Source organism: Bradyrhizobium sp. WSM2254 (genome assembly GCF_000472645.1).
Taxonomy (GTDB): domain Bacteria; phylum Pseudomonadota; class Alphaproteobacteria; order Rhizobiales; family Xanthobacteraceae; genus Bradyrhizobium; species Bradyrhizobium niftali.
Map to the genome: position 1 here is coordinate 114093 of NZ_AXAB01000018.1, position 26629 is coordinate 140721.

The 26629-nt window shown below is 58.9% G+C and carries 18 protein-coding genes and 1 pseudogene; 16 read left to right on the forward strand and 3 right to left on the reverse strand.

The window, feature by feature from the left end; all coding sequences use genetic code 11:
* Positions 1-280 precede the first annotated feature (280 nt).
* From A3M7_RS44035 to A3M7_RS0113545, 3 genes are all read left to right on the forward strand, one after another.
* Positions 281-2611 carry a prolyl oligopeptidase family protein gene (locus A3M7_RS44035; RefSeq protein WP_245284236.1) on the forward strand — a complete coding sequence of 777 codons (2331 nt, stop codon included), beginning with the start codon at positions 281-283 and terminating at the stop codon, positions 2609-2611.
* Positions 2612-3912: 1301 nt separating this feature from the next.
* Positions 3913-4485 (forward strand): GNAT family N-acetyltransferase, encoded by a 573-nt coding sequence (locus A3M7_RS46480; protein ID WP_027544434.1) that lies wholly within the window; start codon positions 3913-3915, stop codon positions 4483-4485.
* A 1271-nt stretch (positions 4486-5756) separates the two neighbouring features.
* Positions 5757-6281, forward strand: coding sequence for a hypothetical protein (locus A3M7_RS0113545; protein WP_027544435.1), 525 nt, complete (start codon positions 5757-5759; stop codon positions 6279-6281).
* Positions 6282-6620: 339 nt separating this feature from the next.
* Here the strand turns inward: A3M7_RS0113545 and A3M7_RS44040 are convergent, their stop codons facing one another.
* The 3 genes from A3M7_RS44040 to A3M7_RS0113560 form a co-directional block, all read right to left on the reverse strand.
* Positions 6621-7529 carry a LysR family transcriptional regulator gene (locus tag A3M7_RS44040; protein WP_049823368.1) on the reverse strand — a complete coding sequence of 303 codons (909 nt, stop codon included), beginning with the start codon at positions 7527-7529 and terminating at the stop codon, positions 6621-6623.
* Positions 7530-8029: 500 nt separating this feature from the next.
* Positions 8030-9217: a diaminopropionate ammonia-lyase gene (locus A3M7_RS0113555; RefSeq protein ID WP_027544436.1), complete on the reverse strand. Its 1188-nt coding sequence runs from the start codon at positions 9215-9217 to the stop codon at positions 8030-8032.
* 99 nt (positions 9218-9316) lie between these two features.
* Positions 9317-10858 (reverse strand): acyl-CoA synthetase, encoded by a 1542-nt coding sequence (locus tag A3M7_RS0113560; RefSeq protein ID WP_027544437.1) that lies wholly within the window; start codon positions 10856-10858, stop codon positions 9317-9319.
* A gap of 249 nt (positions 10859-11107) precedes the next feature.
* On the opposite strand from A3M7_RS0113560, the gene A3M7_RS44045 reads away from it, so the two are divergent.
* The 13 genes and pseudogenes from A3M7_RS44045 to A3M7_RS46485 form a co-directional block, all read left to right on the forward strand.
* The gene (locus A3M7_RS44045; protein ID WP_156936866.1) at positions 11108-11779 is read left to right on the forward strand and encodes a TetR/AcrR family transcriptional regulator; all 672 of its coding nucleotides are present in this window, start codon (positions 11108-11110) and stop codon (positions 11777-11779) included.
* 370 nt (positions 11780-12149) lie between these two features.
* Positions 12150-13301, forward strand: coding sequence for an acyl-CoA dehydrogenase family protein (locus tag A3M7_RS0113575; protein ID WP_198033740.1), 1152 nt, complete (start codon positions 12150-12152; stop codon positions 13299-13301).
* Positions 13302-13433: 132 nt separating this feature from the next.
* Positions 13434-14195 (forward strand): 3-hydroxyacyl-CoA dehydrogenase, encoded by a 762-nt coding sequence (locus tag A3M7_RS0113580; protein WP_027544439.1) that lies wholly within the window; start codon positions 13434-13436, stop codon positions 14193-14195.
* Positions 14192-15367, forward strand: a complete 1176-nt coding sequence (locus tag A3M7_RS0113585; RefSeq protein WP_027544440.1) for an acyl-CoA dehydrogenase family protein — start codon at positions 14192-14194, stop codon at positions 15365-15367. The genes A3M7_RS0113580 and A3M7_RS0113585 overlap by 4 nt, the downstream gene beginning before the upstream one ends.
* On the forward strand, positions 15364-16431 hold the full coding sequence (locus A3M7_RS0113590) for a phosphotransferase family protein (protein WP_027544441.1): 1068 nt from the start codon (positions 15364-15366) through the stop codon (positions 16429-16431). The genes A3M7_RS0113585 and A3M7_RS0113590 overlap by 4 nt, the downstream gene beginning before the upstream one ends.
* The gene (locus A3M7_RS0113595) at positions 16428-17204 is read left to right on the forward strand and encodes an enoyl-CoA hydratase/isomerase family protein (RefSeq protein ID WP_027544442.1); all 777 of its coding nucleotides are present in this window, start codon (positions 16428-16430) and stop codon (positions 17202-17204) included. The genes A3M7_RS0113590 and A3M7_RS0113595 overlap by 4 nt, the downstream gene beginning before the upstream one ends.
* Positions 17205-17217: 13 nt before the next feature.
* A complete protein-coding gene (locus A3M7_RS0113600; protein ID WP_027544443.1) occupies positions 17218-18381 on the forward strand; it encodes an acetyl-CoA C-acetyltransferase in 1164 nt (387 codons plus the stop codon).
* Between the two features lie 89 nt (positions 18382-18470).
* Positions 18471-19682 (forward strand): ABC transporter substrate-binding protein, encoded by a 1212-nt coding sequence (locus tag A3M7_RS0113605; RefSeq protein ID WP_027544444.1) that lies wholly within the window; start codon positions 18471-18473, stop codon positions 19680-19682.
* Between the two features lie 218 nt (positions 19683-19900).
* Entirely contained in the window at positions 19901-21046 is a 1146-nt protein-coding gene (locus tag A3M7_RS0113610; protein ID WP_027544445.1) for an acyl-CoA dehydrogenase family protein, read from the forward strand.
* 69 nt (positions 21047-21115) lie between these two features.
* Positions 21116-22093, forward strand: coding sequence for an NADPH:quinone oxidoreductase family protein (locus tag A3M7_RS0113615; RefSeq protein ID WP_027544446.1), 978 nt, complete (start codon positions 21116-21118; stop codon positions 22091-22093).
* A gap of 35 nt (positions 22094-22128) precedes the next feature.
* Entirely contained in the window at positions 22129-22800 is a 672-nt protein-coding gene (locus tag A3M7_RS0113620) for a nitroreductase (protein WP_027544447.1), read from the forward strand.
* A gap of 1175 nt (positions 22801-23975) precedes the next feature.
* Positions 23976-25802, forward strand: a complete 1827-nt coding sequence (glmS, locus tag A3M7_RS0113630; RefSeq protein ID WP_027544448.1) for a glutamine--fructose-6-phosphate transaminase (isomerizing) — start codon at positions 23976-23978, stop codon at positions 25800-25802.
* A 249-nt stretch (positions 25803-26051) separates the two neighbouring features.
* Positions 26052-26623, forward strand: a pseudogene (locus A3M7_RS46485) (efflux RND transporter periplasmic adaptor subunit); the annotation flags it as partial.
* Positions 26624-26629: the final 6 nt, after the last annotated feature.

Sequence of the window (26629 nt, forward strand, 5' to 3'; positions counted from 1 at the left end):
CATGTGATGCGCTCACCTTTGTTGTTTCGACTAGGCGGAGCTGCGCAGCATGATTCTTTGAGAGGCTGACGCGAAGATTGTTCTGGAGCAGCCGCGCGAGCCTGCACCGTAGAAGTCATTGACCAGCAACGGCGCGCTGTTGTCATATTTGATTACGAATATCGGTAGTTGACGGCGACGCAGAAGTCAGCGCCCATCACCCGTTTTTGCCAATATCCATTTGCAGCGTATGACCTTGGGTCGCATCCTTGCGGCGTCTTGGCCGAAATCCCTCTGATGCATGCGTGGGAATGACTGTAAAAGCGCCAAGTACGAACTGCAGCTCGCCAGCGAACTGAAGGGCGCCGCGCCAACGTCAATTATGAAATCTGCAGAGCAGCGTTCACTTCGAAAGAATGAACTTGAATCGCATGCTGCGTCAGGTTGTAGGCTTCGTGTCTCGACCGAACCACATCATGCAAACCTCGATCGCAAATCGAAAGCGATCGCCAATGCCAGCCCTGGGAGTGAACGGGTGTCTAAAGCAAGCTCGCCGACAAAGTCGCAAGCTGGAGCGCCAACGCTCTCCGCTCCCGATGATGATCCCCATCTTTGGCTGGAAGAGATAGAGGGCCGGCGCGCGCTAAACTTTGTCGAGCGGCAGAACGACAGGACGTTGCGAGCGTTTGGCGGCGCGACCTTCGAGCGGGATCGCGACGTGCTGGCGTCGATCTACGATCGGCCGGACAATATTCCCTATATCGCGCGGCGTGGTGGCTATCTCTACAATGTCTGGAAGGACGCCAGCAATCGACGAGGCCTCTGGCGACGGACCACGCTAGACGAATTTCGCAAGTCGAACCCGTCCTGGGAAATCTTGCTCGATGTCGACAAGCTCGCGGCAAAGGAAGGTGAGGACTGGCTTCTGAACGCGACGGCTTCACTGCCGGGAGATCATCCGCGAACCATTGTGAGCCTGTCGCGCGGCGGCAGCGATGCCGTCGTCTTGCGCGAATTCGACCTCAATGCGAAAAGCTTTGTGGCCGACGGCTTCACCCTGCCGGAAGCGAAGAGTAGCGCCACATGGGTCGATCCCGATACGCTGCTGTTGTCCAGCGCGCATGGCGACGGCATGGCAACCACATCGGGCTATCCGAGGACAGTGCGGTTGTGGCGCCGCGGCGAACCCGTGGATCGCGCGGCCGTGGTGTTCGAGACGACGCCCGATCGCATGTGGGCCTTTTGCGAAGTCGATCGGACTGGAAAAAGGCCACGCGTCTGGTTCTTCGATCAGCTGGACTTCTTCAATCTTGACGTCTGGCCCGGGACGGAAACCGGCGCGAGCGTGAAGCTCGATCTTCCCTCCGACATCTGGCTCCGGGCGCACCGGGACTGGTTAATCGTCAAATTGCGCTCGGCATGGAGGATTGCCGGCGTCACCCACGCGCCTGACACCGCGCTTGGCATATCGCTGTCGGCCTTTCTCGCCGGCGATCGCAACTTCACGGTCATTTTCGCGCCGCGCCCGCGCCGCGCGCTGCAGGGATTTTTCTGGGCCAGCGGCAAACTCGTGCTTTCCATCCTCGACGAGCTGCGCCCTTCATTCGAGACTTGGACGCCCTCGTCTGCGGGCTGGAGCCATGAGGAGCTGCGCGGCCTTCCCGGCATCGGCGTCGTCGACGTGTGGCCCCTCGATTGCGATCGGTCCGAAAGCAACGGCGACCTGCTTGCCTGTGTCCAGGATCCGCTCACGTCGCCTTCGCTGATGCTGATCGAACGGAGTGTCTCGAGCCCAATCGTGCTGAAGCAGGCGCCAAAGACGTTTAGCCCCGAGGGCCTTGTGGTTACGCAGCACGAGGCTATCTCGATCGATGGTGAGCGGATTCCATATGTGCAGACCGGTCCCGCCGCGGAGAGCGGCAACGCGCCGGTCCATATGAGCGGCTACGGCGGCTTCGGACTTTCCATGAGGCCGTACTACAATTCGGCCCTCGGCAAGCTCTGGTTGGAGCGTGGTGGCACGACCGTACAGGCGAACCTGCGCGGTGGGGGCGAGTTCGGCACACGTTGGCACGACGCCGGACGGCTTGCTGGCAAGAAACTGTCGCATGATGACTTCGCGGCCGTGGCCGCCGATCTGGTGCGTCGCGGTGTGACTGAGCCGAGGCGGATAGCCGCCGAAAGTGGGTCGAACGGCGGCATCCTCATAAGCAACATGCTCACGCGCTATCCGGCGCGGTTCGGCGCATTGTTTTGCACGATTCCTCTGATCGACATGCGTCGCTACACAAAGCTCCTTGCCGGTGCGAGCTGGATCGCGGAATTTGGTGATCCCGACAAGCCTGCGGAGTGGGAATGGCTCAAGACGTATTCCGCCTATCACGCGGCAAGACCGAGTCAAAACTATCCGCCGATCCTGATTGCCACCACGCGGCGCGACGATCGGGTTCATCCGGCGCACGCCCGCAAGATGGTCGCGAAACTGCAGGTGATGGGCTACGAGGCTTATTTGTACGAGGCAGCCGCGGGGGGCCACGGCTATGGCAGGGACAACAAGGAGCGTGCCAGCTTTCAGGTGCTTGGTTTTCGGTTCCTGAGGAGCAAGATCGGCTGGTTGGATGAAGAGGCCTGAGCGAGCTTCACCCTTAACCTACGGCAAGCGCTGATCGCGCGGGACTGAAATCTTGGGCGCAGACGGGCAGAGGGGTGCCGTCACTCCAGGCTCTGGCGAAGGTGAGAACGCCATGAGAGTGGTAGAGGTATTCTACAGCGATAGTCGAAATGAGCGCGGCAAGGACATGCTCCGCCGCTTAGGCCTCGATGACCGGGCCGAAGTGGATCGGCCGGGCCGGCCAAAAGCACAGCACGGCCCACGGAACGCCTTCGCGGCATTTTGGCTCAAGGCGTCGCGTCCTGCTTCGACAGCCGAAAAAGAGCGCGAAAGCGGACAGTCCGCATCATTGCTGCGCTTGCGCAGGCGTGCTCCTGATCGGCAAGTTCGGCCGTCAAACCTTCCCGAGATCGTCGGGCGCAACGCCGCCGCGGCCATCACTGCGGCACGTCACAGCTGGTCGCGCTCGACGAGGCTCGATGAGCGGCTTCGAGCAAGTCAACGAATGACTCCGACCGGAGAACAGGATCGATGAGATGGCGCAAGATGGTGTTTCGACCAAAGCTTCTTTAGTTTCCCCCAAATTCGAGGGATGCCTGCAACCGTGGTCGAGGAAACAAACGATCCGTTCGTCGCAAATATAAGAAAGCTGGTTTTTCAACCACGACAAAAATGAGTGCGTCTTCGACTCGCGCCGTATTTTATTCTCTGAGACTATTGGTGCCAACCGGTTCGTTCATAGTGGTGGGTTGATGAGATCGAATGTTGTCTTCGACGAACTCCAGAACTCCGATCCACCCGGCACGATGCGACATGCGTGCCGTTTTGTTGACCTAATTCACATCGTGTCCTCGTGCTGACACTGGCGATCGTGAAACACTTAAACGATTGTTTGGCGTCGCATTAAACACCCGCCGGCCCGCTCGCATGGAGCAAAATGCTACCTGCGTCAATTGGCCGCCAGTTGATCGAGCTCATCTAGCTCGCCAAGCAAAGCAGGATTCCACCGAACGACTCATAGGGGCGCCGCATCGGATGCGGAATGTGTTTGGTGACCCGGCCGTTGCGTTGGCCAAACAGCGCTCTAGCTTGAGGCCGGATTACAATCGAAAGCTCGCGTAGATCAGCGGGAAGGCAGGTTTCGATTATGTCTTGAGCCAGAACCATCAGCTAAGCGCCAAGTAAAAATCTAGCGACCTCTCAATGGTGTGAACGAAAGCGTCATTGGACTTTCAAAGTAACAGCATATCTACTTTGAGTTGATGGCTGCGGCAGCTTCTGTCTCCGTTGCTGCCGCTGAACCACGTGGTGGAGGATGTGACATGGTGAAGACGAGTGAGGTGTCCGTCGATGATGCCGCAACGGTGACTCAGATGGTCAGTGCTCTGCTTGCCGAACTTGGGGCCGGTCACGTGCAGGCCGGAGTAGATACTCGACTGGTTGCCGACCTGCTGGCCATGAAAGAGCGCATCTCGGGGTTTCTTGCTTTTACGGAGGAACGCCCCGTCGGCCTCATCATGCTATCGGAAAGTGCCGCCCTCTTTGCGCGCGGAACCTACGGCATTATCACTGAGCTCTACGTGGTGCCTGACCAGCGATCATCTGGTGTTGCGATGGCGCTCATCGACGCAGCCGTTACCCTTGGGGCGACAAAAGGCTGGGGCCAACTTGAAGTCGGGGCGCCAAGGCAGCCGATGTGGAGCCGCAGTCCCAACTCAGCATTGTACCTGAAGCTCGGCTTCTCAGAGATTGGCCCGCGTCTCAAATTGCCATTGCACGGCTTAGCTGGTCCACGTGGGCAGGGTAGTCCTGCGGCCCCATCGGGGCTAGATCCTCGGCGGCGACGCACACCGCGGCGCCGTATCCCGAATTCATCCGATGCAAGAGTTGCATAAATTGTGCGTAGCACATTCGGTGGATTGTGGCGGCTATGTCGTGCCGCCAGGCGAGGTTGATCTCTCACGGGGAAAGGCGGACATGCTCATTGGCGTCTTACACGACCGGATCGAGCATATGCCTAGCTAAGCCCGTCGCGGCTTTTTAATTGAAGCCTGCAAACGTGGAGGGCCCTCAGCCGAGCCATTCTTGCAGGCCAGAACTCCGACGGTGACTTCTATTTCTGACAACTCCATTTCGAATTGGGCCGGCCTGCACGATCAATCGCCATCGGATCGATCCTTGCGCTGGCGAATGCGTATGATGTCCCTATGGCGGCAGGACGATGCAATACCCATCTCGCGAAGACAGCCCATACGCCGGTAAATTCCGGCAAAGGGAGTCCCGGGCCGCGATCAAAAGCCTCGGTGGCAGATGATTGCCGAACGTTCGCATTCTGTAGACACCTGTTCGACCTCTCCCACGATCAATTATGTTACCACCTTGCGTTCTTCTTCGTGCGTCCGAGTCTTCAAATGAAATGCACACACCCTGAAGACGAGATCAGGACGCGAGTTAACGGTTGCCCTGCGCACAAGCGGGCCCCACAACGTAAGTTATCCATTGTCGCGATAAAGTTAGGCTCGAGACCGGGTTTGGAGTCTGCGTCTTTCTATTCCCGATGCAGCATTTGTGCGTGATACCGCGTCTTGCGCAAGAAAGCGTTGAACGATTGAGGAGCGCTGGAGTGAAACCCACGATCTCTTTCATGCAGCCGCCGATTCGCAGGCCAAAGCGCAAGCGGAAAGCTGCATTTGACTGTCCGCGAAAATACCGGCATCTCGCGACAACGGGCTGAACTCGACGGGCCCCCGTGCAAGCCACGACTGGATATCTAAATATCGGATAGCGAGGCGTACAGCCCTGCTGTTGGTGCGCTCTCGAACAGCTCCGAACCGTTTTGCGGCGAAGAAGCGCCGAAAGCGGACAGGCGCTCCCAATAACGCTCGTGCAAGGAGATCACTGGAGTTCGACGAGAGCGATCTTGCCAAGATGGCAACTCCCTTTGGCACCGCTCACTCTTTGGATCGCAACTTCGGATCGTTCAGTTTCAAGGAAATATGGGTATTAGGGCCTCGCCGCGCCGGCTTGTTAATGCGCCTTATGGGATAAAACCATGCGCTCAGACAAAGTTGCGCAAGGCTGCGCGCTCGGCTCCGGATGCTCTTGACCATTGCCCTTTATCGCGTCACGAGAAAAACCAACACGGATGAGAATGGCAGGCTCAGGAATGACGAATGTGATTGATCAAGTGAGCAGCTTGGAACCACCCTCTGTCTTGCACCGGTCGTCAAGACGTTTTGCGTCGGTCTTCGCGCTCGTGGCGGTGTCCATCGGCCTGTGCGCCGGAGCAGCCTATTATTGGATCAGTGTCGAAGAGCTTTTCGAGAAGCCGTCGGCTCATGAAGTCGTCCCAACGACAGGCCTGTCACCTGAAGATAGGGAGGCACTTTGGGAGATTCGGTCCGAGCAGCAGAAGGCAAGTGATCAAATTGGAGAGATCAATCGTAACATCGGTGCGCAGCAGGACGATTTGAAACGCATGGCAGATCAGATCGAGGCGCTGACATCGAGAATTGAGTTGTTGCAGAAACCGGCCGTCGCTGCCCCCGTTCTTCTCGCGCCTTCTTCTCCCCCGCCTTCCCATCCCGTTTCGAGCCCGGCCAAGCGAGCCGTCAAACCCGCTAAGCCAGAAGGGCCGGTCTCGGTCGGGGGTAAGCCACTGATCTCCGAACCGAGCACGAACCAGCGTTGATGATCAGGCGACGCCGCCTTTCGCGAAGGGTGTCGTGTTTCGGCGAAACGAAGACTGGCTGCGGGACGTTCGTCGACGAATGGAGATCGAGGACGGCGTCATCCGATTCCATTTTTTCCGAGAAAAGGGGTGTCGCAGCCTCCACCGAATTCGGTATGAACAACCTGCTCGAAGTCGGCCGGGTAGACAACGAAGATCCCGCCTGGCTCAAGCACTGGCACCCAAAATAAGCCAATCAGGCTACCGCTCACGCGGATGCGTCTCAAGTCGGTGACTCGATAGATCGTGGATCACCACGTGCTGTGGTTGATTACGCCGCGCATTCAAGTTCAGGCGAACTCATGCGATACGGGAGGCCTCCTGCACAAAAATGTTGCGCATCCAAATGCTCGCCGGATCAGCGTTGTGAAGAGCAGGCCACTGGACGGATTCGGTGAACGCAAAGTCCGGCAAAGGAGCTTGGATCGTTCGCAAGGGCATCGTGTTCTTGAAATGCTTGAACATCCTCGATGGCATTGTCGCTATGCGATCAGTTCCCAATATCAGGGGTGGGATCAGGCTAAAGCCCGGCACAGCGACTTCGACGCGAATCTTGAGATCATGCTCGAGCAAAAGCCATTCAGCGAACGAAGGTCTGATCGTCGGCCCAAACCTGGCCGTAACCTGTCCAATCGATAAGTATCGCTCCAATGTAAGCGGCTTAGCTAGTTGCTTGTTCTTGGGACAGCCGACGTACACGAATCTTTCGTCAAACAGCGGCATTTTGGGATGCGTGTGCGACATGAACAATTCCGGACAAACCAAGAAGTCAATCTCACTCCGCCGGAGAAGTTGATCGGGGTCCTCTTCGGGTGGCAGCAATTCGAAGGAGACGGCGGGCGCTTCCTGCGCGACGCGGTCCACGACCTTTCGAAGAAACACGGTCATCATGAAATCTGACAGGATGATCCTGAAGCGACGAGTCGACTGCGCCGGCTTGAATCCGTCGGGGGAGATAATGGAGAGTTGGATGTGCGACAAAGCCTCCCGAACCGGGGCAGCAAGCGCTTCGGCTCGTGGCGTGGGCACAAGCTTGCGGCCCATCATCGTAAAGAGCTCATCGCGGAAATAGGCGCGCAACCGGGCCACGGCTGCGCTCATGGCCGGCTGACTCAGGTTGATTCGCCGCGCCGCCGCGGTGAGGTTCGGCTCCGTCATGAGAGCGTCGAACGCGACGAGAAGATTTAGATCAAGGCCGTTGAAACGCATGGTGCGAATTTATCCATCGTGTGGATGTGCTTCATCTAAACAATCGATTTTACCTGCTCACGGGAGTCGCGGCAAATTTTAGATGGAGAGTTAGAGTTAAGACATAGCAGGACGATGACGAACTGCTGCATACAAAGGGTTGGAAAATCTATACCAAGGTTTGCCGTCTGCGATCCGGCGAACGCCTGCCGCTTCTATATCAGCTACTTGCTTCCGTAGAATCATGGGACCTTCCGACTTCGCTTTGGGTTTGCCGCGAAACGCGAGCAGGCGACTGCAGCTATCAACCCTAACTGCAAACTGGCGAAGGAATCGCGAGCCCTTCCAGAGTCGAGAATCGTGTTTGAAATCCACATGCAATGGCCGGCGGTTGCAAGGCATGTGAAAAACCGAAAGCCCTGTCTCATCGCGACCGCCGCAGACAGAGCAGTCACGCGCGGCCACTGCAAACCACATAAACGTCGGACAACTCGGCATGCTATGTGCTCTCCTTCGTCGGTTCAGCCGGTCAAGTCCTCGGGGCGAGCGCCCACGAGCGTCTCATAGAGCGCTGGATCAGTCGCGCCCTCGGTATTGATCAGGAAGACACGGGCATTTGAGTCGAGCCCGATCTCCGAACGCAACGCTGGATCACTCGCCACCTTTGCCAATCCAGCGAGACCTACTGCGCCACTTTCGCCGGCGACGATCGCCGGATCCCCGTCGACGGGATAGGCAAGCGCCTTCATCATCGTAACCGCCTCGTCGTCCTCGATGGTCATAAAGGCATCGGCAACGCGCGAGAGAATGCGCCAGGCAACAAGTGATGGCTCGTAGCATTCAAGCATCGCCATGACGGTTGGTCTGTCGTGCGGCACCTTCACGATCTGGCCGGCCTTGGCGCTCTCGAGAAGGCAGGCGGCTCGATCCGGCTCCACCACAGTGAAGAAGGGTCTGTCCTTTCCGAATACAAGCGAAAAATGAGCGGCAGTGGTCGCTGCGATGCCGCCGACACCGGCCTGGACAAACACGTGGGTTGGAGGCTTTGGCAGTGCGCCAAGGGCCTCACGAAGTAATGCTGTATAACCTTGCATAACGAGGTGAGGGATCCGTTCGTAGCCTGGCCAAGATGTGTCGGAGACCACAATCCAGCCCCGTTCGCTGGCGAGTCTAGATGCCGACGCAACGGAATCATCGTAGTTGCCCTGGACACGTTCGATACGGGCACCATACCGCGCGATAGCTCCGCAGCGTTCGTCACTCACTCCAGCATGAACAAAGATGACGCAGTTTGCGCCGACGAGTTGGGCGCCTTGTGCAACCGATCGGCCGTGGTTGCCGTCCGTGGCGCACGTCAGGGTTATTCCGGCGGCGACTGTGGCGACTTCCGGTGAGCGCCACTCAGAAATGCCTACTGGTCGGCCCCATCGTTGCGACGCCAGCCCAAGGACAAGCTGTATGACCGCGTAGGCTCCCCCCAGTGCTTTGAAGCTACCGAGACCCATTCGTTGTCCTTCGTCCTTGACGTGGATGGATCCGACATCCAGACGACGGGCAAGGGCAGGAAGCGAAACCATCGGGGTAGGGGCGGTCCCCTGCCTATGCTGGAGGAAGCGCTCCACTGCCTGGGCAGCCTCGATGCCGAGAGCATCGGCATCGGAGGAATCGAGCGGCAAGCGATAGTCACTGAGCGTATTGCGGAGCAGCATGGCGTTGTGTTGTGTTGACCAAATTCAGCGGCATACATACGACAGGGCATTGGCGAGGCCGCAGACTGGAGCGGTTCATTCCATTCCAGGCGCTTGATGTCAGGCTGCCTTCTCCGACCAATACCGATTACGCAATTCCTGCTTCATGAGCTTGCCCGTCTGTGAACGCGGGACTTCAGGCACAAAATCGATGCTGCGGGGCGCCTTGTAGCCGGCAACACGATTCTTCACGAAGGCGATGATTTCTTCCGCCAAGTTCTCGCTGCCTTCCGTGCCAGGCAGCAATTGCACTATGGCTTTGACCTGTTCGCCCATATCAGGATCGGGGATTCCGATGACGGCTACGTCCGCGATAGCAGGATGCAGCACCAGAACGTTCTCAATCTCTTGAGGATAGATGTTGACCCCGCCTGAGATGATCATGAACGCCTTGCGATCGGTCAAGAAGAGGTAGCCGTCCGCATCGACGTGTCCGATGTCGCCGACAGTGGTCCAGCACGGATGCGCCGGATGTTGCGCGGCCCGCGTCTTTTCCGGCTCGTCATGGTAGACGAACGGCATCCTGTCGCGTTCGAAATAGATGGTACCCGTCTGACCGGCTGGAAGTTCGCTACCTTCCTCATCGCAGATGTGGATCTTCCCGAGCACGGCGCGACCAACGGAGCCGGGCTTCCGGAGCCACTCGTCGGGGCCGATCACGGTCATCCCGTTCATTTCGGTGGCGGAGTAGTACTCCCACAATATCGGCCCCCACCACTTCATCATCACTTGCTTGACTTCAACGGGACATGGTGCGGCAGCGTGAATCGCGATCTGCAAACTGCTCACGTCATATCGATTCCGAACTAAGTCGGGCAGTTTGAGCATCCGCACGAACATGGTCGGCACCCACTGACTGTGGGTCACCTTGTAGTCTTGGATGGCAGCCAAAGCGGCTTCGGCATCGAATTTGTCCATAACGAGTGCGGTGCCACCCAGCGCCTGGACGGTCGCGCAGGTTCGTAGCGGCGCTGCATGATGGAGAGGCGCCGGGGACAGATAGATTGTCCTCTCATCAAAGCCAAAATTCGACGAAAACATCTGCACCATTGTGTCGCCAGGGTCGGAAACCTGTCGCTCCGGCAACGCATGTCTCACGCCTTTTGGCCTCCCGGTCGTGCCGGAAGAGTACAGCATGTCGGCGCCGCGCGGTTGAGACGCCGGGATCGTGGCGCGAGCGGTTTCCAGTATCTGCTGGTACGGTTCGTAACCTGACAGATTTCCCTCAGAACAAACGCGGTGCCTTAGTTTTTCGTGGGCGTCGATTTTTGATGCCGTCTCGAATCCACCACGTCCGACGAACAACGCCGCCGCGCCGGAATTTTCGAGCATATAGTCGACTTCACTGGGGCTCAGCCGAGAATTGATCGGCAACAGATATAGGCCCGAGCGCTGAGTGGCCCAGTAGATATCGAAAATCCAAGGGCTGTTGTCAGAGAGTACGCCCACAACGTCGCCGGGCCGCAAGCCGGCGTCGAAGAGCCAGTTTGCAGCCCGTCGAGACCGATCCTCCAATTCGGCGTATGTCACGATCTCACCGGTTGCCGTCATGATGAGGGCAGGGCAGTCCGGATTTGTTAGTGCGTGGGTGCCCGGATACATCAACACATCCCTGAATGTCGCCTTTCCTGCAGAGAGGCGAAATTTGGATTTCGAACGGAACTGCCGCGACCGAGCACCCGAAGGCGCCCCCCTCCACGGGGGTACTGGCTGCATCGACGGGCCGGGCGAGCTCTGCAGCTCCCGGCCCTTGAACTGATGACGATTCGAGCCTAGTCAATAACTGACATTGATGTCATATTACTGGGTTCCGAGCTGGTGGTCAAGCGGCCGCGGTGCTATGGGTGGCAAATGCTGGAGACCGATTCTGCGTTGGAGCCGTTAGCCCCTGCCACCGCGAAGGGGGCGGCGATGCGTCAGCGCCTGCTGAACGCCTCGGCACGCGTATTCGCGCGCAAAGGATACGAGGCCACCCGGGTCCAGGACATCGTCAAGATCGCTCGAACGTCTTACGGCAACTTCTACCGGCACTTTCGAAATAAGGACGAGATTCTGCTCGCCGTTTTGCAGCCATTGGTCGACGAGATCTACGTCGCGAGCAAGCGAAGGTCGGGCCGCTCATTGCAGACAACCGAAGCCGAGTTCGTTGAGAATACCATCGCTTATCTCAAGATCTATGCCCGACATCGCAAGCTGTTGCGCGTCATGCGCGAGGCGGCAGCTCGCGGAGAGAAAGCAACATTCCTTTCTCTCTATGTCACCGAACGTAGCCGCTTCGTAAGGCGCACCGCGACTTGGCTGACTCGCCTTCAGGGATTGGGCGAACTAAGCCGTGAACTCGATCCTGAAATGGCTGCTGAAGTGCTCGGCGCCACGATGGAGCAGGTTGCCTATATGAAGTTTGACCTCGCGTCGGAAGATCCAAGCGACGCGGAGATTGCGCACATAGGGACACACTGCGCAAAGGTCTGGTATCGAGGCGTGTTTGGTGCCGCCAAAGACGATCCCGCCGCTCCCAACTAGCATCCGTTCTGCCATTGATGCGAGCACGCGTGTCGTAGCCAAACAGGCGTGACGCTGCTCGTTCATCAAATCTGCCCAGTGATCGCGACCAGCGTTCGAGCGCTGACAATCATCAATAAAAAACCAGGTGGACGGACTTGGCCCTGCGCTCCATGGGAGCCGGCTTGACGAGGCGGTCTAGCAGTAATATGACATCAATATCACTTTTAAGCGCCGGGACAGAAGCGCGGAAATTCAGCAGGGAGGAGCCGGTCATTTCGGCGGAAAATGTAATGAAGCCAAGTACTTCATTGTCCTTCCCTTTAGTGCTTAGCGCAGTCGCGCTCGCTGTCCTGGGCTCGTCTGGGCGAAAAATCGACAGGCGCGCGTCGTGATCCTGACTGAAACGCAAGCCGCTATTCGCGACGAAGTGCGCAAGTTCGCGCAGGCGCGCGTTGCGCCCTTCGCTCGCGACTACGAACAAGCCAAGGAATACCCCGCGCGGTTGTTTGAGGAGCTCGCGAGCCTTGGACTTATGGGAATGACAGCGCCCGAAGCGGCCGGAGGAGCCGGCGCCGACTACGTATCCTATGCACTCTCGCTTGTTGAAATCGCCGCGGCCGACGGTGCGCTATCTACCATTTTGAGCATTCAAAACAGTCTGGTCGTTTCAGGCTTACTCAAGGACGGCACGCCGGAGCAGCAAGCAAGATTTCTGCCCTCGCTCATCTCTGGCCGAATGATTGGCGCATTCGCACTGACCGAGGCGGGAGCGGGTTCGGATGCCTCCGCATTGAGGACCCGGGCTGTTCGCGTGGGACACGGTTACAATCTAAACGGAGCGAAGCAGTTTATCTCGTCGGGGCGAACTGCCGGCCTTGCGATCGTGTTCGCCGTAACCGATCCTGCTGCAGGCAAGCGCGGCATCTCGGCTTTTCTGGTCCGCACCGACAGTCCTGGCTACAGCGTCGAGAGAATCGAACGCAAGCTGGGGCAGGCCGCATCCGACACCTGCGCCATTCGGTTCGACAACGTTTTCGTCGAAGATGCAATGCGGCTCGGTCCGGAAGGTGCCGGCTACTCCATCGCGCTCTCCAATCTTGAGGCCGGCCGCATCGGCATTGCGGCGCAATGCGTGGGAATGGCACGCGCCGCTCTCGACGCGGCGGTAAAGTACGCTGGCGAGCGAACGAGTTTCGGGTCGCCAATCATCGCGCATCAGGCCGTCGGGTTTCGTCTTGCGGATCTCGCCGCAAGACTGGAGGCCGCTCATCAGCTCGTGTTGCATGCCGCCGCGATGAAGGATGCAGCTCTTCCATGCCTCAAGGAAGCGTCTATGGCGAAGCTCGTCGCCTCCGAAACGGCCGAGGCGGTGGTTTCGGGTTCGCTGCAGACCTTCGGCGGCTACGGCTATCTGGAAGATTATTCCATCGCGAAGATCTATCGAGATGTGCGCGTCTGTCAGATCTACGAAGGCACATCGGATATCCAGCGAATGGTCATTGCGCGCGACCTCGCGAGGGCCGCGGCAGCGCGCGACTAACAACGAAGTGCACTGAGGAGCCTCCGTGTCAGATCCAGCCGTCATCGCAAGCTACGCAAGTACGTTCATTGGCGGCGGCGAAGCGATGGCTAGGCCATCGAAATTTGAACCTCGAGAAAACGGAAAAGGTGCATGCAGATAAAGGGAACAGCCGCAATCGTCACGGGCGGCGCTTCCGGTCTCGGAGGCGCCACGGCCGAGCGACTCGCGGCCGCGGGCGCCAACGTGACCATCTTGGATCTTAACGCCGCGTTGGGGGAGGCTCACGCTAAGACGATCGGCGGGCACTTCATCAAGGTCGACGTCACCGACGAGGACGGCCTCGAACAGGCGCTCGAGTCAGCAGAGCGCATGCACGGTAAGGGGCGCATCCTGGTCAACTGCGCCGGCCTCGGCCCGCCCGGTAAGGCGATCGGTCGAGACGGCAGGGCGCTTCCGCTGCGCGATTTCGCCAGGACCATCAACATCAATCTGATTGGCAGCTTCAACATGCTGTCGAAGTTTGCCGCCCGCCTTCATACGGCCGAGCCGGACGGTGAGGAACGGGGCATCATCATCAACACTGCCAGCGTTGCTGCGTTCGATGGCCAGATCGGCCAAGCCGCCTATTCAGCATCGAAGGGCGGAATTGTCGGCATGACGCTGCCTCTTGCGCGTGAGTTCGCGCGCTATGGCATTCGGGTGATGACGATTGCGCCAGGCATCTTTCTCACACCACTGCTGATGTCGCTTCCTGAAGAGGCGCAGACGTCGCTGGGCAAGCAGGTGCCCTTTCCGAGCCGGCTCGGTCATCCGTCCGAATTCGCTCAGATGGTCGAGTCCATCGTCACCAATCCAATGCTCAACGGCGAAACCATCCGCCTCGATGGCGCAATCCGAATGGCACCCAAATGAGCGGGGTTGGCGTAGAGCGTACTCAACAGATTGCCGATCGCGTTGAGCGCTTCGTTCGGGATGTCGTGGTCCCGTTCGAGCGCGATCCTCGCCGTGATCATCATGACTGTCCCAAGGACGAATTGGTCATCGAGTTGCGAGAACTGGCGCGGGATGCGGGCGTATTGACGCCACACATCCTGGCCGACGGGTCGCATCTCTCGCAGGCGGAAACCGCAATCGTCCTGGCCAAGACAGGCCTATCGCCACTTGGCCCCCTCGCATGCAATACGGCGGCTCCCGACGAAGGCAATATGTACCTCCTGGGTAAAATTGGCTCGGCGGAGATCAAGGAGCGCTTTCTAAAACCGCTCGTCGAGGGGCGTGCGCGGTCCGCCTTTTTCATGACCGAACCGGCCGAAGAGGGGGGAGCAGGGTCCGACCCATCGATGATGACCACGACCTGCCGTCCGGATGGCAACCAGTGGGTTGTGAACGGGCGCAAGGCGTTCATCACAGGTGCTCGCGGAGCCAAGGTCGGCATCGTGATGGCAAAGGCCGAGGAGGGCGCTTGCATGTTCCTCGTCGATTTGCCTGATCCAGCAATCACGATCGATCATGTGCCCAACACGATCGATAGTTCCATGCCGGGCGGACACGCTGTCGTGACCATCCTCAATCTCCGCGTCCCGGCCGATCAAATGCTCGGACACCCGGGTGAGGGGTTCAAGTACGCGCAGGTCCGGTTGGCACCGGCCAGGTTGTCGCATTGCATGCGATGGCTGGGCGCTTGCATCCGCGCCAACGAGATCGCGACCAGTTACGCCAATCGCCGGCAGGCGTTCGGCAAGATGCTTATCGATCATGAGGGAGTTGGCTTCATGCTTGCCGACAACCTGATCGACCTCAAACAAGCCGAGTTGATGATCTCCTGGTGTGCGAGCGTCCTGGACACGGGATCGCTCGGAACAAACGAGAGCTCGATGGCGAAAGTCGCCGTCAGTGAGGCGCTCATGCGGGTCGCGGATCGCTGCGTCCAGGTCATGGGCGGTACGGGTGTCACCAACCAAACCATCGTCGAACAGGTATTCCGCGAGGTTCGTGCATTTCGCATCTACGACGGTCCGACCGAGGTGCACAAATGGTCGCTGGCGAAGAAGATCAAGCGCGACTGGCAGAAGGCCAACCCGTGAGCGCCCTCGACGAAATTGCGAATTCTGGACTGACGGAGCCGGCCGAGGGTTACCGTCTGGACGAGTACGTCTTGTCACGATGGATGACGGCCAACGTTGAGGGGTTTCGAGGACCTCTCAACATCTCCAAATTCAAGGGTGGTCAGTCCAACCCGACTTACCGTCTTCAATCGGCAGACGGCCTGTATGTACTCCGGCGGAAACCGCCGGGCCCATTGGTATCCGGTGCGCACGCGGTTGACCGCGAGGCACGTGTGCAGCGCGCGTTGTCGCAAGTCGGGTTTCCCGTGGCGCGGATTTACGGCTACTGCGCCGACAAGTCGGTCATCGGAAGCGAATTCTATGTGATGCAGCTGGTCGAAGGCCGAATCTTCTGGGACGCCACCTTCCCGGAAGTCGACCGGGAAGAGCGCCCTTCCTATTTTTACGCCATGTGCGACGTCATCGCGCAACTGCATTCCATTGATCCGTCTTCGATCGGTTTGGGCGACTACGGAAAGCCGGGGAGCTACTTCGCGCGGCAGATCAGTCGCTGGTCACGTCAGTATCAGGAAGATCCTGAGGCTGGGCGCGACGCCAACATGGACCGCCTCGTCACGGAGCTCCCGGAACGAGTTCCCGAAGGTGACGAGGTCGCCATCGTCCATGGCGACTTTCGTTGCGACAATCTCATCTTTCATCCCCGCGAGCCTCGGGTCATCGCTGTACTCGATTGGGAGCTTTCGACCCTCGGTCATCCGCTTGCGGACTTCGCCTACCACGCGATGATGTATCGCATGCCTCCCCACATCGTTGCCGGGCTTGCCGGAGTCGATCCGGCCGCGCTCAACATCCCGGGAGAGGCGGAGTACATCGACAGGTATTGCCGAGCGACCGGTCGCCAGGAGATTCCGGACTGGCACTTCTACATTGCCTTCAACTTCTTTCGGCTTGCGGCGATCATGCACGGCATAGCCGGCCGTGCGCTGCGGGGCACAGCCTCATCGACGCAGGCTATCGAGCGCGGCAAGACCTTTCCGGAGCTGGCGGCGCTGGCTGTTCGGGCACTGGGGGAACTGTCGTGAGCGGTCCAGTCGAATTCTCCTGCGCCGAAAAAATCGCGACGCTGACCTTGTCGCGCCCAGACCACGGCAACACGATTGACATTGATATGGCTCTCGCCCTCTTGCAGGCGGCCGAGCGCTGCGATGAGGCCGACGACATTCGATGCGTCATACTGACCGGTCGCGGCAAGCTCTTTTGCGGAGGGGGTGACGTCGGTGCTTTCGCGGCAGCCGGCGCCGACGTATCGGCCTTCTTGCAAGATCTGGCGGGAACGCTTCACGCCGCGATCCTGCGTCTCATGCGCATGCGCAAGCCGCTGATCACGCTCGTGAACGGGCCCGCGGCCGGAGCCGGTATGAGCCTCGCAATGATCGGCGACTTCGCGTTGGCGGCCCGGTCGGCGCACTTTAGCGCTGCCTATACCACTTTGGGTCTGAGTCCGGACGGCGGAATGAGCTGGCTGCTGCCGAGGATGGTTGGCCTCAGGCGAGCTCAGGAGATCATCCTGTCAAATCGACGCGTATTGAGCGACGAGGCAGAGCGTATTGGCATCGTGACGCGGATCGTCGATGGCGAGCAGCTGCTCGCCGCGGGCGCCGAACTCGCAGAGAAGCTCGCAGGCGAGCCGGTGCCAGCACTCGGTGCCGCTCGGCGTCTCCTGCTCGAAAGCTTCGATAGCACGCTGGAGACGCAACTTGAGCGGGAGATGCGGAGCATTGCCGCGCTGGGCGGCTCGGAAGAATCTCGTCGTCGTGTAGCGGCGTTCGTCGCTCGTCGAAATTCAAACGGATGAAAGGAATAGCGCCATGGCCGAGGCTTATATCGTCGAAGCGGTGCGGACCGCGGGTGGCAGGCGGAACGGCAAGCTGGCTGGCTGGCACCCCGCCAACATGGCTGCGGAAACACTCAACGCGATCGTCGATCGCTCTGGAATTGATGCGGCCGCTGTTGACGACGTGATCCTGGGTTGCGTGACGCAGGCCGGGGAGCAGGCGTTTGCCTTCGGACGGAATGCAGTGCTTGCCTCCAAGCTCCCGGAGTCCGTTCCGGCCGTGACCATCGATCGGCAATGTGGCAGCTCGCAGCAGGCGGTGCAGTTCGCCGCACAAGCGGTGATGTCAGGCACGCAGGATGTCGTAATAGCCGCCGGCGCGGAAAGCATGACGCGCGTGCCGATGTTCTCGAACATCTCGTTGCACCAGAAGGAGGGCCTCGGGACGGGTCCAATCAGCGACCGCATTCAAAAGCGGTTCGGTGTGGGGTCCTTCAGCCAGTTTGAGGGTGCCGAGATGATCGCAAAAAAATATGGGTTTGATCGGCTGACCTTGGATCGGTTCGCCCTCGAAAGTCACCGGCGCGCCGCAGACGCAACGAAATCCGGAGCCTTTAAGAACGAGATCGTGCCCCTGAAAATCGAAGGGGACGAGCACACCGTGGATGAAGGAATTCGGTTCGACGCCTCGCTTGAGTCGATCGGGTCGGTGAGGCTTCTCAAGGATGGGGGCGTCGTCAGCGCAGCCAATGCAAGCCAAATCTGCGACGGCGCGTCCGCAGCACTGGTCGTCAGCGAAAAGGCTCTGAAGGACCACAATCTGAAACCGATCGCCCGCATCGTTGGTCTCTCGGTGACCGCTGGCGATCCCGTCATCATGCTCGAGGAGCCGATCAACGCGACCCGCCGAGCTCTTGCGAAGGCCGGGCTGAACATCCGCGATATTGACCTCTACGAAGTCAACGAAGCCTTCGCGCCGGTGCCCCTCGCATGGCTTCAGGCACTTGAGGCCGACCCCACAAAACTGAATGTCAACGGCGGCGCGATTGCACTCGGTCATCCCCTCGGAGCCTCGGGTACCAAGCTCCTGTCAACTCTGGTCCATGCTCTCAGGGCTCGAGGCAAGCGATATGGCCTTCAGACGATGTGTGAGGGCGGAGGCATCGCCAACGTGACCATCATTGAAGCGTTGGGATGACCTTCCAGACACGGTGGCAGGTCGCGATCAAGAGCCAAGAGTAGAACGTCAAAGCAAGATAGAAGTGAAACCCCACAGGGAGAGATTACATGTTTGCAAGGATCTTAGGGGCGGCTGCCCTGGCGACAGCGGCAATCACGCTCGCCTCGGGTGCGGCACTAGCCCAGAAGAAATACGATACGGGTGCGTCCGACACAGAGATCAAAGTCGGCAATCTCATGCCTTACAGTGGTCCGGGATCCGCCTACGGCGTCATCGGCCAGGTGCAGGCCGCATACTTCAACATGATCAACGATAAGGGTGGCATCAACGGACGCAAGATCAGCTTCACTAGCTATGACGACGCGTACTCGCCTCCCAAGGCTGTCGAGCAGACGCGCAAGCTGGTGGAGGGCGATGAAGTGCTGCTCATGTTTGATCCGCTCGGCACGGCGAACAACACAGCCATCCAGAAATACCTGAATTCAAAGAAGATCCCGCAGCTCTTCGTCGCCTCCGGCGCTACCAAATTCAACGACCCCAAGAGCTTCCCCTGGACCACGGGTTGGCAGCCGTCCTACCAGAGCGAGGCGCACGCTTACGCGAAGTATATCTTGAAGGAAAAGCCGAACGCCAAAGTCGCGGTCTTCTTCCAAAATGACGATCTCGGAAAGGATTACCTGAAGGGCCTCAAGGACAGGCTCGGTACGAAGATCGTCGCCGAGGAAAGCTACGAAACTTCGGAGCCGACGATCGACAGTCACATCGTCAAGCTCAAGGCGACGGGCGCCGACACGCTGGTCAACATCAGCTCTCCCAAATTTGCGGCTCAGGCAATCAGAAAGATCGCTGAAGTCGACTGGAAGCCGCTGCATATCCTCAGCAATGTCTCGGCGTCGGTCGGCAGTGTGATCAAGCCTGCCGGCTTCGAAAACGCGCAAGGCATCATTTCTGCCACTTACTTGAAGGATCCGGCGGATCCGCAGTGGAACAATGATCCCGGCATGAAGGAGTTTCAGAGCTTTCTGAGCAAATACTATCCAGAAGGCAACAAACGCGACATATTGCTGATCACCGGCTACGCACTTGCGGAGACGCTGGCGCAAACCTTGATGCAATGCGGTGACGATCTCACGCGCGAGAACGTCATGAAGCAGGCTGCGAACCTGAAGGATTGGCGCACCGAGGCGCTGTTGCCAGGGATCTACGTGAACACCTCGCCGACCGACTTTGCTCCGATCAGCCAACTTCAGCTGATGCGCTTTAGCGGCGAAAAATGGGAGCTGTTCGGAGACGTGATCAACGGGGATGCGGCGGACTAGATCGGCCGCAGAGAACCGCGGCGCATGCCTTCGACCCAGCATTTGAACTTTGACTGTGTCGAAAGGCGTGTGTGGCGGGCTGCAATCGTCAGTGTTCGGACAAGAAAAGCGCCGGACGACCTGCCAGCGGCGATCCGATCGCACACCGCCGGAACTGCTTCGAATTCAAGCGGCAGCGAGCGCAATTGTTGCGTTCGTAGAAACGATGAGTAAGGCGAATGATCAACTATCGACCCTCCTGGCTTGAGTCCGACCTCGAGATGTATCGAGACACGGTATCACGCTTCATCGATAAGGAAATGGCGCCGCTGGACGAAGAGGCGCGAAAACGAGGCAATGTCGGGCACGAACTCTGGCTGAAAGCCGGGGCGCTGGGGCTTTTGTGTTCGGACATTCCGACCGAATATGGCGGAGGCGGAGGTGATTTTCGGAACGAAGCGGTTTTTTACGACGCTATGGCACGCCGCGGCTTGACGGGAATGAATCCGTCTGTCCACACGATTGTGGCCCACTATCTGCTGAATCACGGGACGGAGGAGCAGAAGCGAGAATATTTGCCGCGCTTGGCGCGTGGAGAGTTGGTCGGAGCCATCGCGATGACCGAGCCGGGGGCGGGCTCGGATCTTCAATCTATTCGTACCCGTGCGGAAAAGCGCGCCGATAGCTATGTGATCAACGGTTCCAAGACCTTCATCTCCAACGGCCTCCTTGCAGGTTTAGTGCTCGTGGTCGTGAAAACGAATCCGGCCGAGCGCGCGAGCGGAATGTCGATCATTTTGGTCGAGACCGCGAAAGCTCCCGGCTTTAGGGTCGGCCGCGTGCTCGATAAGATCGGCCTGAAGGCGCAGGATACTTGCGAGCTGTTCTTCGACGAGGTCGTGGTGCCGGCCACAAATCTGCTTGGCGGAGTCGAAGGGCGTGGTTTCTATCAATTGATGTCGGACCTGCCTTATGAACGCACCATTATCGGCGTGATGGCCGTTGCGGCAATGGAGGGCGCTCTTGAGGCCACGCTTGCTTTCGTCCAGGAACGCTGGGCTTTCGGGATGCCGATCGCTGAATTCCAGAACACCAAATATAGGCTGGCCGAGTTGGCGACGATCACAAAGGTCACGCGCAGCTTCGTCGACCAGTGCGTCGAAGCATTGGTTTCTGGCACGCTCGATGCAGCCACGGCGTCGATGGCTAAACTCTGGGCGTCAGAGCAGCAGGGCAAGGTCATCGACGAGTGCTTGCAGCTGCATGGTGGCTCCGGCTTCATGAACGAGTATCTCATTGCACGCATGTACGCCGACGCACGCGTGCAGCGCATTTACGGCGGGACCAGCGAGATGATGAAGGAAGTAATCTCGAGAGCGCTCTAGATTTTTGGAACTATTTGAAGTGACTCGACGACTGAACCCCCGGTAGGCCGGCGCGCTTAGGAGGATGCCATGAAGGCAGTGTTGGTCGAAAATTACGATCGTATCGAAAATATTATCATCAAGGATGTGGCTAAGCCGGACTTGTCAACGGGAATGGTCCGCGTTCGAATCCAGGCAGCTGCCGTCGGCTTCGTGGATGGCCTGAAGGTGCAGGGCTTGTACCAGACAAAAGATCCTTTGCCATTTACGCCCGGGTCGGAGTTTGCGGGCATCGTCGACGAGGCGGCTGCAGATGTTGGGGGCTTCGCACCCGGTACGCCCGTCATCGGCATGGTCAGAAATGGTGGCCTTGCCGAGTATATCTGCGCACAGGCCCAAGATCTTTTCGTTACGCCAAATGGCATAGAGCCGGAGGTCGGCGCCTCGTTCTTCGCCAATTACCTCACAGCGCTGTACGCGCTTAGCGCCCGGGCAAAGCTACAGGACGGCGAGACACTTTTGGTTCTGGGGGCCGCCGGCGGGGTGGGAACAGCGGCTGTTCAGGTTGGAAAATTGCTGGGGGCCCGCGTCATTGCGGCGGCTTCCACTGAGGAGAAGCGACAATTTGCGATTCAATTTGGGGCAGATGCGGGCCTCGATTACACGCGTGAAGGGTGGCGCGACGAACTTAAGGAACTCACCGGCGGTCGCGGGGCAGACGTGATCTACGATCCGGTCGGAGGAGATCTGAGCCTGCAGGCCTTCCGCTCGATCGCCTGGAATGGCCGGCACCTGGTGATCGGCTTTGCTTCCGGGGCTATTCCATCGCTGCGGTTCAATCTGCCTCTTCTGAAAGGCGGGGCGCTGTTGGGTGTCGACCTGGCGCAGATTGGTCGTCGTGAACCGGATGTGCGAGATCAAGTCATCGCCCAGCTGTTCGGTTGGTTGAGCGAGAAGACACTTGTTCCTGTCGTAGGAAAGGTCTTTGCATTCGAGGAATTCCACGAAGCATTCAAAGCGATGACGACCCGCTCGGCCCTGGGAAAGATGGTCGTCAGGATCGGCTGACGATGCTCCTCGATTAGGTGTTCGGAGACATCCTCATGAAAGTGTCAGACGCGCTGAACTCAAGAACCTCTGTGCGGGCATTCTTGGACTTCCCGGTCCCTATGGAGACCGTCCAAGAGATCCTGCTCACGGCCAGCCGCTCACCCTCCGGCGGAAATCTGCAGCCGTGGCATGTCTGGGCGCTTGGCGGCCAAGAGCTCGCACGCTTCAAGGCGTTGATGGCTGAGCGGATCAAGATCAACCCGATGGGCGAACAGCCAGAATACAACATCTATCCGCCAGAACTGAAGGAGCCCTATAGAACTCGGCGATTCAAGAATGGCGAAGATCTCTATCGCACCATCGGGGTTCCGCGCGAAGACAGACCTGCACGTCTCAATCAGCTTGCAAAGAACTTTACGTTTTTTGGTGCGCCTGTCGGCCTGTTTTTCGCCATCGATCGCCAGATGGAGCCTGGGCAATGGGCCGATCTCGGCATGTACATGCAATCTATTATGTTGCTCGCTTTGGAGAAGGGATTGAGTACCTGCCCGCAAGAGGCGTGGGCGCTCTGGCACAAGACCGTTGCGGAATTCATCGGGCTGCCTTCCCATCTGATGCTCTTTTGCGGCATGGCTCTCGGCTACATGGACCCGGAACATCCGATCAACCGTCTGCGCGCAGATCGCGCCGGCCCATCGGAATTCATGACGATCCGTGGATTTTGATTAGGCGGGCTCGACTACGACGGAAGTCGCCCGATATCGGAGCGTCCGTAAACTGATCAACGGCTTCGCCAGGAACATGCAGTATCCATTTTTAGCAACCTTTTGATGTACTACGCCACATAAGAAGGCTCAGCACTCTGCATGAACATGGGAGGCAGGCCCGTGAGGGACATTGTGCAATCATCGCAATTAACAGGGCGAAGCCGCACAACACCTTGAACGAAGCTCGCCATACCGAACCTCAAAACCCCTTTAATTGATTCGCGGCCTTACCTAGCTCGCACGGAGGTCGGCGATCTCGAAACCGCGAAGTCGCTAATGACAACGTGACGTGAGCCGCATTTTGACAGCTATCCATGGTGTAGATGCGGCCCATCAACATAATCGATTTTACCAATCCTAGAAGATCCCGCATAAGAAAACGTCTCGGTTTGGAGAGAATCCTTCGGCCAATCAGAATGGTGCTCGATCTTTGCCTGGAGCCGAGGGAATATTTCGGTGCTTGCCGAGCATCAACTCAAGCGCATTTTCGGTCCGGTCAGGTGCTTGGGCGGTTACATCGGTCGGTAGGCCCTGCCACTGTCGACGGGAGCCGGCGGAATGTAACAGCGTCGTTCCTCCGAGACTGACTTCTGTCCGGTCACCCAAGGCGGCCGGGGTTCTTTTGCGTGCCATATGCGAGCGACAGCTTCGAGATGGAAAATCCTCTATCCAGCTATCCGCTTTACGAACCTCTTGAGAAGCGGGCAGGGCCATCGTGCTTGGCACTCAATCCAGCCGACGATGATGAAGTTCATGCCGACAGATAGCTGGACTCGGCGCGGGTCGTCGATCTGCATCGAGTGTCATCGATCTTTGAGTGGCAACTTACGTGATGTGTCCACACGTCGGCCCTGCCGCGACTACGATGTTGTTTCCTTGCCCGGAGAAGAGTCTGCGCATGCGATGGCGCTCTGTTCACGACGCGCTCGCGCCTTACTGCCTCCTGCTGCCGCGACATGCTGGCATTCGATCGTGCTCGCCCAAACCGCGCTTCGGCTGGCGATGCTTGTTCTGCCCCGCAGAATCCGAACGACCCAGATCCACAGCAATCTGAGCACCTTCAATCGAAGGTCTCAAGAAAAGCGTAGCTGTTCTGAAAGCATTATTCTTGAAATTGGGGGATGTTGACCCGCATGTGTGGGATTGTAGGCATTTTGGGGCGCGAACCCGTTGCGGAGCGGCTGATCGAAGCGCTCACTCGGCTGGAATATCGCGGCTACGATTCAGCGGGAGTCGCAACGCTCGACGGCAATCATCTTGAGCGCCGGCGCGCCGAGGGCAAGCTGAAAAATCTTGAGGCCAGCTTACGCCGCAATCCGCTACCGGGTCACACTGGTATTGGTCATACCCGCTGGGCCACTCATGGCAAGCCCACGGAGTCCAACGCGCATCCGCATACGACGGACAATGTCGCGGTCGTCCATAACGGAATCATCGAGAATTTTCGTGAGTTGCGCGCCGAACTTGAGCAGAATGGCGCTAGATTTGTTTCCGACACTGACACCGAGGTGGTGGCGCATCTGGTCGAATCCTATCTGAAGATGCGCTACTCGCCCCAAAAGGCAGTGAAAGAATCCTTACCGCGACTGCGCGGTTCGTTTGCCCTGGTATTCCTGTTCAAGGAGCACTGCGATCTCATGATCGCTGCCCGGAAGGGATCCCCGCTCGCGATCGGCTATGGCAATGACGAGGTGTATATCGGTTCGGATGCCATTGCGCTCGCGCCGTTCACCGACACCATCACTTACCTTGAAGATGGGGACTGGGCCGTGTTTACCCGCAAGATCGGCGTCATCTACGATTCCGAAGGCGCAGTTGCGCACCGCGAGACGCTGAAGTTGGGTATGTCGTCGCTCCTGGCTGACAAGGCGAATTATCGACACTTTATGGCCAAGGAGATCCATGAGCAGCCGGAGGTGGTCGGACAGACGCTGGCGCGCTATATCGACACAGCCTGCGAACGTGTTGCGCTGCCGGTCAAGCTGCCGTTCGACTTCAGAGAGGTCCGGCGCATCACGATCACTGCTTGCGGCACAGCGAGCTATGCGGGCAGCGTCGCAAAATACTGGTTCGAACGCTTTGCGCGCGTGCCGGTTGAAGTCGATGTCGCCTCCGAGTTCCGCTACCGCGAATCGGCCGTGCGCAAAGGTGATCTCGCGATCTTTGTTTCGCAGTCGGGCGAGACCGCCGATACGCTCGCTGCGCTCCGCTACGCCAAGGCGGAAGGCGCGCACACACTTGCCGTCGTCAATGTTCCAACATCGACCATCGCTCGCGAGAGTGAAACCGTGCTGCCGACGCTGGCCGGCCCGGAGATCGGCGTTGCCTCGACCAAAGCCTTTACCTGCCAACTGATAGTGCTAGCCGCACTTGGAGTCGCGGCCGCCAGGGCGCGCGGCGAATTGTCCGAGGATGAGGAGATCGAGTTGGTGCGTGGCTTGGTTGAAATTCCTCGCCTGATGTCGGTAGCGCTCAGCACCGAGCCGCAGATCGAGAGGCTTGCATGCGACATCGCCAAAGCGCGGGACGTACTCTACCTCGGTCGCGGCACGAGCTTCCCGATCGCGCTAGAGGGCGCATTGAAACTGAAGGAAATCTCCTACATCCATGCAGAGGGGTATGCTGCGGGCGAGCTCAAGCACGGGCCGATCGCGCTGATCGACGAGACCGTGCCAGTAGTGGTGATCGCACCGCATGACCGTTTATTCGAGAAAACGGCCTCGAACATGCAGGAGGTGGCAGCGCGCGGCGGGAACATTGTTCTCATGACCGATGCCAAGGGCGCTGAAGAGGCGACACTGGATACGTTCGCCACCATCGTGCTGCCCGACATGCCGGCCGCCTTCACACCGATGGTCTACGCGATCCCCGTGCAGCTGCTCGCCTACCATACGGCCATCGTGATGGGCACTGATGTCGACCAGCCGCGGAATCTCGCCAAATCCGTGACCGTCGAATAGTGAGACGGTCGGTCGCTTCTGGTCCTCAAACTGGCCTAGACAATCATGTCTGAGCATTCACGACTGGCCAGCGCCAAGGTTGGGGCTGTCAAAGACACCAGCGTCTCCCGCTCGCGGGTTGGAAGCTGCGACGATGTCGGACAGGTCCGCGACACGCGCATTCAGGAAGCCGTCCGCATGCTTGGTTCGCTGACATCCCGTTTTGAAAGTTCGCCCAGAAAGTCGGCGCCCCGCCAAGTTATCACGTCGCTGGCGTTGCGCCAGTTCGGTCTGCAGGCGACGGTCGAGCAGGCGCAGACCGCCTACGACCAGGCGCAGGCGGGCCTGTTAGGTGCCGTTCTCCGGCGATCTTCGCGTGCGCCAAGCCGCGGTTGGCCAGTACCTCACCGCTGGCACTGCGATCGTCTCGCTGACCGATCTCTCGTAGCTGTAGGCCAACTTCACGGCGACGCGAAAGGATTCCGTCAACCTCGAGGTCGGCCAGGTGGTCCGGCTCAAGTTGGATGCCTGTCCGGGCCGCGTCTTCGAGGGCAAGGTCATGACCACCGAGCCGCAGATCGCCAGCAAGACCCGCAACATCCGTGTGCAGGCGACGATCGCGAACCGGCACAAAATCCTGAAGCCCGGCATGTTGATGACCGCAACGGTCGCGCTGCCCGGCAACCATGTTGAAGGATGTGCCGAAGGGCCTGAACCCGGGCGACAATGTCGTCGCCGTCGGCCAGCTCAAGCTGCAGTCGGGTGCGGCTGTAGCGATTTTGTCCGATTCGGCGCCGTCCATTCCAGCCCAACCGGCGCGTTACTCGCGTCATCCGGTGTGAGACCGG